Below are 14,526 nucleotides of genomic sequence, written 5' to 3'. Positions count from 1 at the left end.
CAGGCATGACCTTCAAGCGTGGAAAACCCGTTCCGATCATCCTTTTCGGCGCATTCGACCGGCATAATTTCGGCGACCTGCTGTTCCCGCACATCGCTGCCGCATTGCTCAAGGAGCGGCAACTGATGTTCGCCGGACTTGCATCACGGGATCTGCGTGCCGTCGGCGGACACCAAGTGACGGCATTGCCGGAGCTTGCCACACGGTACCGCAGCGAACCGATCGACATTCTGCATGTCGGCGGCGAGCTCCTGACCTGCAACGCATGGGAGGCGGCGGTCATGCTTTTGCATCCCGATAAAACCTCACGGGTATCCACGCGGATCGCGCCTGATTCCGGGCAGCGCATGCATTGGGCCCACGCCCGCCTCGGGCTTCCGGCGCTTGTACCGTATTCGGTAAGTCCGGACATGTTTCCGGCAGCGCGCATTTGCTACGCGGCGGTCGGCGGCGTCCACCTCGATGAACTGGATGCGGCCATGCATGCCGAAGTGCGCACCAATCTTTCTCAAGCCGACATGGTGAGCGTACGCGAGCGGCATACGCAGGCCCTGCTGGAGGCCGCGGGCGTCCCCAGCCTGTTGATGCCCGACCCCGCGGTGATGGTGGCGAAGATATTTGGCCCAGTGATTCGTGCCCGCATGCAGGCCGGAGAAGTTGCGACGGTCCGTCGCTTATTCCCCGCAGGATATATCGCCATACAGTTCAGCGAAGACTTTAACGACGATGCCACCCAAACCGTTATCGCCGGACAGCTCGACTTGATCGCGGATTCAACAGGGTTCGGCATCGTTTTCTTCCGCGCCGGTGCCGCGCCCTGGCACGACCGCCTGGAGTTCTACCGGAATACGGCGACACGCATGCGTATGCCTGCCCATGTTTTCGAATCGCTGCATCTCTGGGATATCTGCGCCCTTATCGCCGGCAGCCAAGCGTATTGCGGCAGCAGCCTGCACGGCAGGATCGTCGCCGCCGCTTTCGATTTGCCGCGGGTCACGTTGCGTCCTCCCGCGCAAGGCAATCGACAGAGCAAGCACGCAGCTTATGCGTCTGCCTGGGAAGCGCCCGCCATGCCGGTGGAAGTGGACGTGAAAGGCATCGCAAACGGGATCGCACGTGCAATCGCCGTGGACCCCGCTTCATTACAGGATTCGGGCGCGGCGCTCGCGGAAACATTTGCGCACGCCTTTAAGCAGATTTCGGCCGCTCTGGATTGAGCATTGGCAATCATACGCGCGGAGCAGCATGCTTCAGGACTGACCACACCCGCCCCTGTCTTCACCTTGCATGAAAAATCTCTCTTTACATTAAAAGAATGCAAACTATTTCTTTGTGGTCAAGTTGCCCGAAGTGCTATCGACTATACTCTGCGCTTTCGCTCGCAGCAGTTACCTAGTATCTACAAGGAGACGGTGTTCCCCTTATCACCGAGCCATGTCCATTCATTCGAAATTTACCCGCGGTTCAGCCACCCTCGCGCTGTCCCTGGTCCCGTTGGCCCTCGTTTTTCCTTCGGCGCTGAAGAGCATCCTCTATGCCGTACTTCTGCTTGTGGCAATTCTGCTTCTGGCCACGCGCGGCGAGGCACGGGCGAGCTATCGCGCGATCCGGCCGATCGTCCTGGCGCTGGGACTGTATCTGCCCTATTCGCTGCTGAGCATCTGGCTGCACCAGGGCGTGGTGAAGAGCGCGGACAACGGCGTGCACTTCCTGTACTTCGTCGTCATTGCCGTCTGCTTCCTTGAACTGAGTCCCCGGAGATTTTTCTGGTGGGGCATCAGCGCCGCTGCATTCGGCGCCGGCGCACTGGCGCTGTATCAGCGCTTCGAACTCGGTCTTCCTCGTCCGTACGGCATGTATGGCGTCAGTGAAATCGGCTTGTCCGGGGCGATCAAGTTCGGCATGGTGACGACCCTGTTCTCGCTCCTGGCGCTTACGGCGGCGCTGAACCGCGGCAATCCGACAAGGGAACGCCTTGGTCACGGCGCCGCCGCGCTGCTCGGCTTCGCCGGCTGCCAGGCGATATCCAGCCGGGGACCATGGCTGGTCTTCGTCGTCGTCGCCTCCGGAATCGGCATCGCTTATCTGCTGCAGCTCGATAGACGCCGCCGGAGCATTGCATTGCTGGCCGGCTTTCTTGCCGCCGCATTCATGATCGGCATGTTCCATGCCGAATTGCATGAACTCCTGCTGTTGACCGTAAAAGAGATTACGTCCCTCCGGTCGGGAGACCTGCACACCTCTCTCGGCTCCCGCATCGCGATGTGGAAAGCGGCGCTGACGATGTTCAGTGCGCATCCGCTGTTCGGCATCGGCCTGAACAAGTTCGGCGTTCACTTGAACCAGATGATTGCCGCCGGCCAGGCGCCTTCCTTCGTCGCGGTCTTCGGGCATACGCATAACGAGTATCTCGAAGCGATGGTGGCCGGTGGCATCGTCGGAATTGCGTATCTGCTGTGGCTGCTTGGCGCACCGCTGGTGTTTTTCCTGCGCCGGCTGATGCGCTCTCATGCCGCGAAGGTCAATATTGCCGCGCCTCTCGGCGGATTGATTACCGTCATCTGCTTCGCCCTGTTCGCGCTCGGCGACAACATATTCGATCGACAGATGACGACGTCGCTGTATGCATTCCTCGTGCTCGGCTTCGCCATCATGTCAGTGGAGGATGCCCGCAGCCTGGCTAGAACAGATCCATCTGTCCGCTCCGTCCGGTAAGCGCCGGCACGTGCGCCGGCCGTCGAAACGCCGACGCATCAAGCTTGCCGAAATCACGCGCCCTTGATGCGATGCCGAGCCGTGCCGCAGCCTTTTCGAAACGCTGCCTGATCAGGTCGGCCCATACACCCTCGCCATGCATGCGGGTCTTGAAGTCGGCGTCATAATCCTTGCCGCCCCGCATATCGCTCAGGCGATTCATCACCCGTTGCGCCCGGTCCGGAAAATGCGCTTGCAGCCATTCGCGGAACAGGGGGCTCACTTCCCACGGCAGGCGAAGCACGATATAGCTGCCGCTGACGGCACCGGCGTCGACCGCCGCTTCAAGCACGCGCTCCAGGTCAGGTTCGGTCACGAAGGGAATCACCGGCGCGATACTGACTCCGACCGGTATGCCGGCGTCGGTCAACGCGCGTATCGTCCGTAAACGGCGGGCCGGCGTCGCGGCGCGCGGCTCCAGCGTGCGCGCAACGGCGGGGTCGAGCGTGGTGATGGTGATGGCGGCAACCGCCTGCCGCCGCGCCGCCATCGCCGCCAGCAGATCGATGTCGCGCTCGATCATCGAGGACTTGGTAATGACGGCGACCGGATGTTGGCATTCATCCAGCACTTCCAAAACCCGCCGCGTGAGGCGCAGGCTGCGCTCGCAAGGCTGATAGGCATCGGTGTTGACGCCGAGGGCAATCGGCTCCGGCACGTAGGAGGGTTTTGCCAGTTCACGCCGCAGAACGTCGGGCGCATTGGTCTTGGCGATGATCTTCGTCTCGAAATCAAGGCCGGGAGACAGGCCGAGATAACTGTGGGTGGGGCGCGCAAAGCAGTAGATGCACCCGTGCTCGCAGCCGCGGTAGGGGTTAAGCGAGACGCCGAACGGAATGTCGGGCGATGCGTTGCGGCTGAGGATGGTTTTCGCCTGCTCCGTATCGACCTGCGTGCGAGGCCGGGCGACATCCAGAGCGGTCGCGTCATCATCTTCATGCGCCCAGCCGTCGTCGAATGCTTCCCGCGCATGAATGTCGTACCGACCTTGCAGATTGGAGACTGCGCCGCGCCCCTTCCAGGCTTTCCGGAGCGGCTGCGGCGCCGGCGCCGGGAAACCGCTATTGTCGTTCTCGTTTGACATGGCTTGTCCTGTTGAATACTGTATTTATGTACAGTATAACAACCGGGGCGAACATTGCGCAGGTGTTCTTGACACGCCTGCATCAATGTCGCCCTGCCGGGCGCGTCAACGCCTACTTGCGTACCTTGGCAATCTCCGCCTGCAATTCCTTGACCACCTCGGCGCCGCCCTCGGCCACAAATTTGTCGATCGCCGGCTTGGCCTTCTCGCGCATGCGGGCGAGTTCGGCGTCGCTGACCTCACTCACCTGCATGCCCTTCGATTTCAGGAAATCGACCGCCTTCAATGCAGCGGCGCGGCTGTCGGCGCGTTCGAAGTCACGCGATGCGATGGCGGAATCCTGCAATGCCTTCTTCTCGTCCGCCGACAAGCCGTCCCACCATTTCTTGCTGGCGAGAACGATCCATGGGCTATACACGTGCTTGGTCAGCGAGAGGTATTTCTGCACTTCGTAGAACTTGCTGGACTGGATGGTGTTGACCGGGTTTTCCTGACCGTCGACGGTTTTCGTTTCCAGCGCGGTGAACAGTTCCGAGAACGGCAGCGGGACGGCATTAGCGCCGAAGCTGTTGAACATATCGATGTAGACCGGATTCTGCATGACACGCAGCTTGATGCCCTGCAGGTCTTCCATCTTGGTGACCGGACGCTTGGTGTTGGTCAGGTTGCGGAAGCCGTTTTCCCAATAGACCAGGCCGACCAGCCCCTTTTCCTGCAACTTGGCGGCGAGCTTCTGGCCGAACGGACCATCGAGCACGGCGTCGGCTTCCTTTTCGTTGTTGAACAGGAACGGCAGGTCATACACGCCGAAATCCTTCACGATGCCGACCAGTGTGGCGGTGGACCCGACCATCATTTCCTGCGCGCCGCCGATCAGCGCATTCTGCATCTGGGTATCGCTGCCGAGGCTGGCGCTGGCGAAGCCTTTGGCCTTGAGTTTGCCGCCGGTGCGCTTGGCCAGATCCTCACTGAAGAACTTGACCGCCCTGCCCTGGTTGCTGTCTTCCGCCAGTCCATAGCCGAAGCGGATGATGCGGGGTTTGTAGTCGGCGGCGGAGACCGCGCCGGCAACGCTGGTAAATGCCAACGCGATGGCAATTGATTGAATGATCTTCTTCATGGATGTCTCCTAAAAATAGTGTCAGCGGAACCAGGCCATCGGTACGGTGATGATCCCGGGAAAAGCAACGAACAAGGACAGCAATACGAGGTAGGCAAGCAGGAATGGCCAGATGCCGCGGGTGGCGCTTTCAAGCGATATCCGGGCGACGCCGCAGACCACGTTGAGCACGGTGCAGATCGGCGGCGTGATCAGGCCGATGGTGCCGACGAGGACGAACATTACGCCGAAGTAGGTGCCGTCGATGCCGGCCTTGACGGCGATCGGCATCAATACCGGCGCCATCACCAGGATGGTCGGCGTCAGGTCCATCACGATGCCGACGGCGAGCAGCAACAGCATGATGGCCGCCATCAACAGGCGCGGGTCAGTCATCAGCGGCGCCAGCAGATCGATCACCTGTGCCGGGAGATCGGCCAGCGTCACCATGTACGACGACACCAGCGCGCCTGCGGTGAGGAACATCACCACACTGGTGGTGCGCGCAGCGTCCACCAGCAGCTTGCCGAGCATCTTCATCGTCACTTCGCGATAAACCAATACGCTGACCAGCAGGGAATAAACGGCTGCCACTACCGCTGCTTCCGTCGGCGTGAAGATGCCGCCACGCAGTCCGCCGATGATGATGACCGGCAGCATCAACGCCCATACGCCGTCGAACAGCGCATGCTTGCGTTCGGCCCAGCTTGCCTTGGGCTGTGCGGTGACATTCATGCGCGGCGTCAGCATGGCCCACACGCCGATCAGCGTTACGCCCATGAGCAGCCCGGGCACGATCCCGGCCAGGAAAAGCGCGCTGATCGATGTATTGGTGACGACGCCGAAAATGATGAAGGACATCGATGGCGGGATAATCGGCGCGATGATGCCGCCGGAGGCGATCAATCCCGCGCTTTCCGGCACCGGATAACCGTTGTCGCGCATCATCGGGATGAGCAGTGTCGCCAGCGCGGCGGTATCGGCGATCGCGGAACCTGACAGGCTGGCGAGCAGGACCGCGGCGCCGATCGCGACATAACCGAGACCGCCGCGGATATGGCCCACGAAGCTGACGGCAAGGTTGATGATGCGCTTGGAAATGCCGCCGGCGTTCATCAGTTCGCCGGCGAGGATGAAGAACGGCACCGCCATCAACGGAAAATTATCGGCGCCGGACAGCATGTTCTGCGCGACCAGCTGGGCATCGAAAAAATCCAGATGCACCATCAGCACGACGCCGGTCAGCATCAGCGCAATCGCGATCGGCATGCCGAGCGCCATCAATATCACCAGCGCGGCAAGGAATATCGCAAGCGTCATTCCGACACCCCTTCCGCTGCAATGGGAGCGGCTTGATGCGGATCGCCCGGCACCATGGCTTTGGGGTCCTTGCGTACGATGCGCCACAGGTTCGTCGCGACGATCAGCATCATCGAAGCGGCGCAGATCAAGCCTGCCGACGCCATGAAGGCGGTGGGATAACGCAGCACTGTCGAATAGGTATTCAGCCCGATGACCGTCTGCGTCCAGCTGCCGCTGAGGAAGAGCCAGAGGCCGTACAGCATCAGCAGATGGCTGACGACCGCGCAGGCCCGGCGCGCCCGCGCGGGAAGCTTGGCCTGCACCATTTCCACGCCCAGGTGCGCATGCTGTCGCAAAGCGAGTATCGCGCCCAGAAAAATCAGCCAGACAAACATCAGGCGCGATACTTCTTCCGCCCAGGCGATGCCGGAATTGAATCCGTAGCGGAGAACCACATTGCCGAAGACCAGCACCACCATGATGGCAAGCGCCAATCCCATCAGCCACTCCACGAAGCGCTCGGCGCGCGGAAGCAGTGCATTCATTTCCTCTCTCCCCCGGCGATAGAGTCATTCCGACCCTGCTGTTTCGCATACTGCCGCGCCTGCTCGACCAGGGCCTCCGGTGGCTGGCGTATATCGGCTGCCAGTCCGCGTTCGTCAGGTTGCAAGCGCTCCAGGTCGCGGAACTGGCTTTCCAGCAAGGCGACCGGCATGAAGTGATTCGGACGCGCCTGCATGCGCTCGGCGATCAGCTTGCGGTCGCCGTCCAGGTGAAGGAACAACAGATCGGGATCGCCTTCGCGAAGCAAGTCGCGGTAGCGCCGCTTCAGCGCGGAACAGGAAAGGACAAGGCCAATGCCGTTTTTTGCCGCCTCGGCGATGTGCTGCTGCAGAAGCATCAGCCACCCATGACGATCGGCGTCCTCCAGCGGCGTGCCGGCTGCCATCTTTGCGATGTTCGCCGGCGGATGATAAGCATCTCCTTCGAAGTGAGACACGCCGAGGCGGTCGGCCAGGCTCCGGCCCACGGCGCTTTTGCCGCAGCCGCTTACGCCCATGACGACCCAGCGCTGCGGTACGGGAAGTTTGCTCTCTGTCGAATCCTGCATACGCTGGGATTTCCTTGCATAAATGTTTGCTTTTGATCGGCGCTCGGTTTAATGTTAGCGCTAACAGTGCGTGCATTTTATGCCCGGATGTCAGTTTGTAAAGGAGTTTCGATGGCGCGGTGCAGCAAAGACGAACCGAAATACCATCGGCCTGTTTGCGGACAGTCGCAGAATTTATTGCTGTCGGCGGCAGTTGCGAGCACTGATCGAATCCGGTAAAACCAAGACCATGTCCAATCGCAAACCACGTCCGACCCAAAGCGGTCGAGTCACCCTCAGCGAAATCGCCGAGCGTGTCGGAACGAGTTCCATCACCGTGTCGCGGGTACTGAATGCGCCACATCTGGTATCCGAAGATCTTCGCAAGCAGATCGAAACCGCAATCGCCGAACTCGGTTACCTGCCCAACCGCGCGGCCCGCGCCCTGGCCCGCGCCCGCTCCGACAGCGTCGCGGTACTGATCCCGTCCCTGTCCAACACGGTGTTTACCCAATTGCTGGAAGGCGTGCGCGATGTCCTGCACGCCGCCGGATACAGGACGCTGATCGGCGACACCCGCTATTCCCCCGAAGAAGAGGAAAGTCTGTTGCGCGCCTATCTCGAGCATTCGCCGGACGGCATCCTGGTGACCGGCTTCGAGCAGACGGACACGACCCGGCAACTGCTGAAAGCCAGCAGGGTACCAGTGGTGCATATGATGGAGCTCTCCGACTCGGCTGCCTATTCCGTCGGACTGGAACAATTCGATGCGGGCCGGGCGATCACCAGTCATTTGCTGTCGCGCGGTTATCGCCGCATCGGCTTCCTCGGCGCACAGCTCGATCCGCGGGTGATGGAACGCCTGGCGGGCCACCGCGCCGCGCTGCATGATGCAGGACTCACCTACCCGATCGGCGAAGTACTCGACCCGAGGCCCTCATCCATCGGCATGGGCGTTGGCCTGCTGGACAGGCTGCTGCAGCAGGCGCCGGATTGCGACGCGGTGTTCTGCTGCAACGACGATCTTGCGCACGGCGTTCTTTTCGAATGCCAGCGGCGCGGCATCCGCGTTCCGCAGCAGCTCGCCGTCGCCGGTTTCAACGACCTTGCCGCGTCCGCGTGGACCTGCCCGGCACTGACCACGATAGCCACGCCGCGTTACGACATCGGCCATGCGTCCGCCTCGATGCTGCTGCAGTTGATGCGGGGCGAAACGCCGGAACCGACGAAAATCGATCTCGGCTTTTCGCTGGTGATGCGGGAAAGTACCTGAATGGCTTTCAGGTAGCTACAGGCTGCAGATGGCGAAGGCGACCATCGCGCCAACCAGGATGCCGGCTGCGATTTCCAGCCGGGTGTGGCCGACGCGTTCGCGCAATATCGTATGCCCGCTATCGTCGACGGCGATGCGGTTGATCGCCCTGGCATGATTGCCGATCTGGCGGCGAAGGCTGTTCGCATCCAGGATCACGATAAAGGCGAGCGTGACGGCAACGCCGAACGCCGGGTGGGAAAGGCCTTCGCGGCAGCCGATGAGGGTCGCCATGCTGGCCACGATGGCGCTGTGATTGCTCGGCAGGCCTCCATATCCGATGAGGCCAAACGCCAGCTTTTTTGCACGGATGCTGTTCACCAGAAACTTCAACGTCCCGGCCACGAGCCAGGCAGCAAATGGTGTGAGCAGGTAGGAAAGATCCATCACTCAGCTCCCCGTCGGCCAGACCGCCCATGCACAGACGGCAATCCATAGTACGACCGTGAGCATGAGCTGCCAGTCGGCCAGCAACGCATCGGTCGGCGATTCGCCACCGTCCAGCTGTTCGACCACATACCAGTAGCGAAACAATCCAAACAACACCAGCGGGACGCTGGCAATCATTTGCGGCTTGCTTGACATGACGAACAGCCCGTAGAACACCAGCGCGCCGGTCGCGGACATCTCCGCATAGCGATCCACCAGGGAGATGGAATATCGTTCGAGAACCTTGCGCCCCTCATCGCCGCTATGCATCAACTCCTGGCGTCGCTTGACGGCCGCGAGATACAGCGCGAGACACAGGGTGGTGATGAACATCCAGCTTGATACGGGAAGAGAAAGTGCAACGGCTCCCGCATACACGCGTAGTACGAATCCCAGGGCGATCGTGAAGATGTCGATGACCGGCAGGTGCTTCAGTGCAAGCGTATAAGCGACGTTGACAATGATGTAGGAAAGGATCACCAGCACGACGTGCGGCGTGAGAAGCCATCCGACAGCCAGGGTGGCGTACAGGATAACCAGCAAAATTATCGCCACGGGAATTGTTACGATGCCCGCAGCCAAAGGACGCCGCTTGGATTTCACCGGATGCCGCCGGTCGTGTTCGATATCGTAGATATCGTTGACGACATACACTGCGGACGATGCGACGCAGAACAGCATCATTGCAAGCAAGCTTGACTTGACTGCGGCGGGATCGAGGAACTCTCCTGAAAAAACCAGGGGTGCAAGAACAAACCCGTTCTTCACCCATTGCCTGGGGCGCATTAGAGAAAAAAGGCCCTGCAACCGTGAAACGGAAAGAGGACTGGGTGCGAGATTGTGCATGCAATAAAGCTGTATCGACAGCATTGTGAAAGTTGCAAAGGCGCAATTTTCTCATTAATTGCAATGCAGGCAAATTTTTTGTGTCCCGTTCGCCTGCCGGTGTTGCGGCGACGTGCAGTGGATGACCTCGATTTCTGTTGAATCCCGGTGAAACCGGAATGGCGCATGGACTTCGGGAGGGTGACACATTCACGCCAGAGGTCGGGCGCAAGCGTCGAGTCCTCGACAGGGGATGCGATCCATCATCAGGCCAATCGAGACAGGCTACGACATGCCGGCAATCACCGCGACGATCTCCTCGCCATAGGTTTCAAGCTTCTTCTCGCCTACGCCTGAAATATTGCGCAGGTCGTTCAGTGAGCCCGGCTTTGCCTTGGCGATCTCGCGCATCGTCGCGTCATGGAAGATGACATAGGCCGGCACGTTGTGCTTGCGTGCCGTTTCGACGCGCCACCAGCGCAGCTTTTCAAAGATCGCCTGTTCGGTGCGCGAGAGTTCGCTCTCCACATAGCCCTTCGGCTTGACCGCCTGGCGTTTCTGGCGGGCCGGTTTCTGGTATTCCCGCAGTTGCACCTTCTGCTCTCCGCGCAGCACCGGGCGCGCCTGGTCGGTGAGCTTGAGTGCGCCATAGGAGTCGTGGTCGACCTCGATCAACCCCAGCGCGATCGCCTGCCGGACGATGGCGCGCCATTCGGCTTCGCTGGCGTCGCTGCCGACGCCGAAAGTGGACAGCTTGTCGTGCCGCCATTGCTTGACCTTGTCCGATTCGACACCGCGCAGCACGTCGATCACATGGCCGGCGCCGAAACGCTGCTCGACGCGGTAGATCGAAGACAGCAGTTTCTGCATCTTGACCGTGCCGTCGAAGGATACCGGCGGACTGATGCAGATATCGCAATTGCCGCAGGGGCCGGACGGCTGGCCGAAGTAATCCAGCAGCCGCACGCGCCGGCAGTTGAGCGTTTCGCACAGGCCGAGCATGGCGTCGAGCTTGGCGGTCTGGATGCGCTTGTAGGTGTCGCCCGCTTCCGATTCGTCGATCATGCGGCGCTGCTGCACCACATCCTGCAAGCCATAGGCCATCCAGGCATCAGCCGGTGCGCCGTCGCGGCCGGCCCGGCCGGTTTCCTGATAATAGCCCTCGATGCTTTTCGGCAGGTCGAGATGGGCGACGAAACGCACATCGGGCTTGTCGATCCCCATGCCGAAGGCGATGGTGGCGACCATCACCAGCGCTTCCTCGCGCAGGAATCGCGCCTGGTTGGCGCTGCGCACCTGCATGTCCATGCCGGCGTGATAGGGTAATGCCGGGATGCCGTTGGCGTTCAGGAACTCGGCGGTTTCCTCCACCTTCTTGCGCGACAGGCAATAGACGATGCCGGCATCGCCCGGATGCTCGTCGCGGATGAAGTCGAGCACCTGTTTGCGGGCATTCATCTTCTCGACGATCTGATAGCGGATATTGGGCCGGTCGAACGACGACACGAATTGCGGCGCGTCGTCGAGCTGCAGATTGTGCGCAATCTCCGCGCGGGTCTGCGGATCGGCCGTGGCGGTGAGCGCGATGCGCGGCACATCCGGAAAGCGCTCGTGCAATACCGACAGCTTCATGTACTCCGGACGGAAGTCATGCCCCCATTGCGATACGCAATGCGCTTCGTCGATGGCAAACAAGGCAATCTTCGACGACTCCAGAAGCTCGAGGCAACGCGATGTCATCAAGCGTTCAGGCGCGACGTAAACGAGGTCGATTTCGCCTCGTCGCACCCGGCGCTCGGTTTGCATCGCTTCATCGAACGACTGGGTGGAATTGAGGAAGGCGGCGCGCACCCCGACTTCAGCCAGGGCATCGACCTGATCTTGCATCAACGCAATAAGGGGAGAAACCACGACACCGACGCCGTCGCGCAGCAATGCGGGGATCTGGTAACAAAGCGATTTGCCACCACCGGTCGGCATGAGTACCAGCGCGTCGCCTCCCTGGGCGACATGCTGAACGATATCCGCTTGCTGGCCGCGAAAAGAGGGATAACCGAATATGGTCTGGAGTATGTGCAGCGCGCGGTCGCTGATGGTGTGGTCGGGCATCCCGCTATTGTAGTTGGATGCGGCGCGGGACGGGGGCTATCGGCCCGGATTCCGCCTATGCAGGAGGTGATTTTTGCAGGTCGGATAAACCGCTTGTTGTCATTCCGTGCATCGCCCGGAATGACAACTTCAAACCGGATGAATCAGTGGCTCCAGTCCACCACGCCGGTATAGGCCGTTGCCAATACGACGAGCCCGAACGCGATCCGATACCACGCAAAAATGGTGAAGTCGTGCGAACTGATGTAGCGCAACAGCCAGCGCACGCACAGGAAGGCCGACACGAAGGCGGAGACGGTGCCGATGGTGAACAGCGGCACGTCGGCCATCGACAGCAGGTCGCGGGATTTGTACAGCGAGTAGATCGACGCGCCGAAAAGGGTAGGAATCGCAAGAAAGAACGAGAACTCGGTTGCCGCCTTGCGCGACAGGCCGAAGAGCATGCCGCCGATGATGGTGGCGCCGGAACGGCTGGTGCCGGGCACCAGCGAGAACGACTGTGCCAGGCCCACTTTCAGCGCATCCAGCGGCGACATGTCATCCACGGACTGGACCCGCGGCGGATTGGGGTTCAATTTGTTGCGGCGCTCCACCCAGAGAATGATCAGGCCGCCGACGATGAACGCCATTGCGACCGGCACAGGGTGGAACAGCAGCGCGTTGATATTCTTGTGCAGCAGGAAGCCGAGCGTCGCGGCCGGAATGAAAGCGACCAGCACATTGATCGCGAATCGCTGCGCCTTGCGGTCGCTGAACAGGCCGGCCAGCACGCTGGCGATGCGGGCGCGGTATTCCCAGCAGACCGACAGCATCGCGCCGGCCTGGATGGCAATTTCAAATACCTTGACCTTGTCGCCCGTGAAGTTGAGCAGGCTGGCAGTCAAAATAAGATGGCCGGTCGAGGAAATAGGCAGGAACTCCGTCAATCCTTCGACGATGCCCATGATGAGCGCCTTGAGCGCGAGAGTAAGGTCCATGTGCTGGGTTGGAAATGGTTTCAGTCAACAAAAAACCCGCCGGTGATGACGCCGCGCGGGTTTGGGATGCGGGGTGCTGGTGGTCAAAGCGCAGATTTCGTTCATCAAACAGACTACTGGTTCCTCCCCTGCCAGGGGGAGGTCTAGGGTGGGGGTAGTGAGGTTGAGCTATCGCATGCGTTGATGCGACCTCACCACCCCTATCCCACCCTTCCCCCCTCGCCGGGTGCCCCTGACAGGGGGAAGGAGCAGTTCAGCTATGAATTTAACCTACAGCTGCTTATTTCACCGGGTCAAAGGTTACCACGAGACCATTCGGTCTTGTCGTGATTTTGGACAACAGGTAGTCGGTTCCGCCATAGCGCAGGTCTTCGGGGCGGAAGGTGTAGAGCGGCATGTCCTTCAATACCTGTTCGGCAAGCAGGCTGCCGATCTTGCCGATCTGGCTGCCGTAGCGGTTGTCGAGGCCGTCGACATTGACGTTTTCGACCCGCGGCTCGCCCAGCACCAGTGCATTGCGAGAAGGGTCAAAGCGCAGGTTGCCGGAGATGGCAAAGCTGCCCTTGTAGGAGCGGTTAATGAAAGGCGGCGCGATCACCGCATCCAGATTGGTGAGGATGCGATTGGTTTCCGGCTGCAGCGTCACGCGCGGATTGGAAATTGTGATGTCCAGCAACTCCAGCAGACGATTGTTGAACGGGAAGCGGCTGGCAAGGGCCTTTTCCAGCGAGGCCAGCGGCACTTCCACCTGGCGCGGGCCGAGCAGCGTGGCGCAACCGGCGAGCAGGATGGCAAGCAAAACAGACACGTATCGAAACGACTTTGTTGTCATGGTGATCCTTGATCTTTTAAGCGGCGGTCAGGGCATCGAGCGTCGCCAGATAATGCATCGCATGTTCACTGCGCTCACCGCACATTTCCAGCGACGGCTTCAGGCTGCCGCAGACCGCCGGTCGCTCGGGCTTGCCGAAAATGCGGCAGCGGTTGGCTTCGTCGAGTTGCACGCAGCGCACGCCGGCGGGTTTGCCGTCCGGCATGCCGGGAATGGCCGACGAAATCGACGGCGCGATGCAACAGGCGCCGCAACCGGGACGGCAGGATACTTCATTCATAACGCAATGCCTGAATGGGCAGCAACCGGGAAGCCTTGCGTGCCGGATAGAAACCGAAAAATATGCCGATGGCGGCGGAGAACCCTACCGCCAGTACGATGGATTGCGGCGACAGTTGTGTTGCCCAGCCGGCGAAATGCGCCACCAGGAAGGAGCCGGCCGCGCCAAGCAGGACGCCCACGAGACCGCCGATCAGCGACAGGGTTACGGCTTCGACCAGGAATTGCGTCAGGATATCCTTGGCGCGGGCACCGACCGCCATCCGAAGGCCGATCTCGCGGGTGCGCTCGGTGACCGACACCAGCATGATGTTCATGATGCCGATGCCGCCCACCAGCAGCGATACCGAGGCGACCGCCGCCAGCAGCAGCGCCATGATGCGGGACGATTCCTCGCGCGCCTGCAGGATTTCGGTGAGATTGCGCAAGGTAAA

15 protein-coding genes are annotated in these 14,526 nt (G+C 60.8%); 3 read left to right on the top strand and 12 right to left on the bottom strand.

What is annotated here, in order from left to right:
• Positions 1-5 precede the first annotated feature (5 nt).
• Positions 6-1,217, top strand: coding sequence for a polysaccharide pyruvyl transferase family protein (locus VGU61_RS19650; protein ID WP_326860983.1), 1,212 nt, complete (start codon positions 6-8; stop codon positions 1,215-1,217).
• Between the two features lie 217 nt (positions 1,218-1,434).
• On the top strand, positions 1,435-2,715 hold the full coding sequence (locus VGU61_RS19645; RefSeq protein ID WP_326860982.1) for an O-antigen ligase family protein: 1,281 nt from the start codon (positions 1,435-1,437) through the stop codon (positions 2,713-2,715).
• Here the strand turns inward: VGU61_RS19645 and VGU61_RS19640 are convergent.
• From VGU61_RS19640 to VGU61_RS19620, 5 genes are all read right to left on the bottom strand, one after another.
• Positions 2,681-3,838 (bottom strand): PA0069 family radical SAM protein, encoded by a 1,158-nt coding sequence (locus tag VGU61_RS19640; RefSeq protein WP_326860981.1) that lies wholly within the window; start codon positions 3,836-3,838, stop codon positions 2,681-2,683. The two genes, VGU61_RS19645 and VGU61_RS19640, sit on opposite strands and share 35 nt — an antisense overlap.
• Before the next feature lie 112 nt (positions 3,839-3,950).
• Positions 3,951-4,958 (bottom strand): TRAP transporter substrate-binding protein, encoded by a 1,008-nt coding sequence (locus VGU61_RS19635; protein WP_326860980.1) that lies wholly within the window; start codon positions 4,956-4,958, stop codon positions 3,951-3,953.
• A gap of 21 nt (positions 4,959-4,979) precedes the next feature.
• Complete coding sequence (locus VGU61_RS19630; RefSeq protein ID WP_326860979.1) at positions 4,980-6,257, bottom strand: TRAP transporter large permease subunit; 1,278 nt, start codon at positions 6,255-6,257, stop codon at positions 4,980-4,982.
• A complete protein-coding gene (locus VGU61_RS19625; protein WP_326860978.1) occupies positions 6,254-6,784 on the bottom strand; it encodes a TRAP transporter small permease in 531 nt (176 codons plus the stop codon). Before VGU61_RS19625 ends, VGU61_RS19630 begins: the two co-directional genes overlap by 4 nt.
• A complete protein-coding gene (locus VGU61_RS19620; RefSeq protein WP_326860977.1) occupies positions 6,781-7,350 on the bottom strand; it encodes a gluconokinase in 570 nt (189 codons plus the stop codon). Before VGU61_RS19620 ends, VGU61_RS19625 begins: the two co-directional genes overlap by 4 nt.
• Before the next feature lie 229 nt (positions 7,351-7,579).
• Here VGU61_RS19620 and VGU61_RS19615 point away from each other — a divergent pair, with 229 nt between their 5' ends.
• On the top strand, positions 7,580-8,602 hold the full coding sequence (locus tag VGU61_RS19615; RefSeq protein ID WP_326860976.1) for a LacI family DNA-binding transcriptional regulator: 1,023 nt from the start codon (positions 7,580-7,582) through the stop codon (positions 8,600-8,602).
• Between the two features lie 15 nt (positions 8,603-8,617).
• Here the strand turns inward: VGU61_RS19615 and VGU61_RS19610 are convergent, their stop codons facing one another.
• The 7 genes from VGU61_RS19610 to VGU61_RS19580 form a co-directional block, all read right to left on the bottom strand.
• On the bottom strand, positions 8,618-9,028 hold the full coding sequence (locus tag VGU61_RS19610) for a divergent PAP2 family protein (protein WP_326860974.1): 411 nt from the start codon (positions 9,026-9,028) through the stop codon (positions 8,618-8,620).
• Between the two features lie 3 nt (positions 9,029-9,031).
• Positions 9,032-9,916 (bottom strand): decaprenyl-phosphate phosphoribosyltransferase, encoded by an 885-nt coding sequence (locus VGU61_RS19605; protein ID WP_326860973.1) that lies wholly within the window; start codon positions 9,914-9,916, stop codon positions 9,032-9,034.
• A gap of 264 nt (positions 9,917-10,180) precedes the next feature.
• The gene (gene recQ / locus VGU61_RS19600; protein ID WP_326860972.1) at positions 10,181-12,004 is read right to left on the bottom strand and encodes a DNA helicase RecQ; all 1,824 of its coding nucleotides are present in this window, start codon (positions 12,002-12,004) and stop codon (positions 10,181-10,183) included.
• Positions 12,005-12,147: 143 nt separating this feature from the next.
• Complete coding sequence (locus VGU61_RS19595) at positions 12,148-12,981, bottom strand: undecaprenyl-diphosphate phosphatase (RefSeq protein WP_326860971.1); 834 nt, start codon at positions 12,979-12,981, stop codon at positions 12,148-12,150.
• Between the two features lie 280 nt (positions 12,982-13,261).
• Positions 13,262-13,813, bottom strand: coding sequence for a DUF1439 domain-containing protein (locus tag VGU61_RS19590; protein WP_326860970.1), 552 nt, complete (start codon positions 13,811-13,813; stop codon positions 13,262-13,264).
• Positions 13,814-13,829: 16 nt separating this feature from the next.
• Positions 13,830-14,093 (bottom strand): YkgJ family cysteine cluster protein, encoded by a 264-nt coding sequence (locus VGU61_RS19585; protein ID WP_326860969.1) that lies wholly within the window; start codon positions 14,091-14,093, stop codon positions 13,830-13,832.
• The coding region (locus VGU61_RS19580) for an ABC transporter permease (RefSeq protein WP_326860968.1) at positions 14,086-14,526 on the bottom strand (441 nt) is incomplete at its 5' end. The genes VGU61_RS19585 and VGU61_RS19580, both read right to left, overlap by 8 nt.

The organism is Noviherbaspirillum sp. (assembly GCF_035944575.1).
Taxonomy (GTDB): domain Bacteria; phylum Pseudomonadota; class Gammaproteobacteria; order Burkholderiales; family Burkholderiaceae_D; genus Noviherbaspirillum.
The sequence above is the reverse complement of the archived record's forward strand: the minus strand, read 5'-3'. Positions and strand labels throughout refer to the sequence as shown.

Bases quoted from the DNA above. Each gene is read 5' to 3' on its own strand.
- VGU61_RS19630 (WP_326860979.1), bottom strand. From the start codon at position 6,257: ATGACGCTTGCGATATTCCTTGCCGCGCTGGTGATATTGATGGCGCTC.
- VGU61_RS19640 (WP_326860981.1), bottom strand. From the start codon at position 3,838: ATGTCAAACGAGAACGACAATAGCGGTTTCCCGGCGCCGGCGCCGCAG.
- VGU61_RS19585 (WP_326860969.1), bottom strand. From the start codon at position 14,093: ATGAATGAAGTATCCTGCCGTCCCGGTTGCGGCGCCTGTTGCATCGCG.
- recQ (WP_326860972.1), bottom strand. From the start codon at position 12,004: ATGCCCGACCACACCATCAGCGACCGCGCGCTGCACATACTCCAGACC.
- VGU61_RS19610 (WP_326860974.1), bottom strand. From the start codon at position 9,028: ATGGATCTTTCCTACCTGCTCACACCATTTGCTGCCTGGCTCGTGGCC.
- VGU61_RS19625 (WP_326860978.1), bottom strand. From the start codon at position 6,784: ATGAATGCACTGCTTCCGCGCGCCGAGCGCTTCGTGGAGTGGCTGATG.
- VGU61_RS19605 (WP_326860973.1), bottom strand. From the start codon at position 9,916: ATGCACAATCTCGCACCCAGTCCTCTTTCCGTTTCACGGTTGCAGGGC.
- VGU61_RS19650 (WP_326860983.1), top strand. From the start codon at position 6: ATGACCTTCAAGCGTGGAAAACCCGTTCCGATCATCCTTTTCGGCGCA.
- VGU61_RS19645 (WP_326860982.1), top strand. From the start codon at position 1,435: ATGTCCATTCATTCGAAATTTACCCGCGGTTCAGCCACCCTCGCGCTG.
- VGU61_RS19620 (WP_326860977.1), bottom strand. From the start codon at position 7,350: ATGCAGGATTCGACAGAGAGCAAACTTCCCGTACCGCAGCGCTGGGTC.
- VGU61_RS19635 (WP_326860980.1), bottom strand. From the start codon at position 4,958: ATGAAGAAGATCATTCAATCAATTGCCATCGCGTTGGCATTTACCAGC.
- VGU61_RS19590 (WP_326860970.1), bottom strand. From the start codon at position 13,813: ATGACAACAAAGTCGTTTCGATACGTGTCTGTTTTGCTTGCCATCCTG.
- VGU61_RS19595 (WP_326860971.1), bottom strand. From the start codon at position 12,981: ATGGACCTTACTCTCGCGCTCAAGGCGCTCATCATGGGCATCGTCGAA.
- VGU61_RS19615 (WP_326860976.1), top strand. From the start codon at position 7,580: ATGTCCAATCGCAAACCACGTCCGACCCAAAGCGGTCGAGTCACCCTC.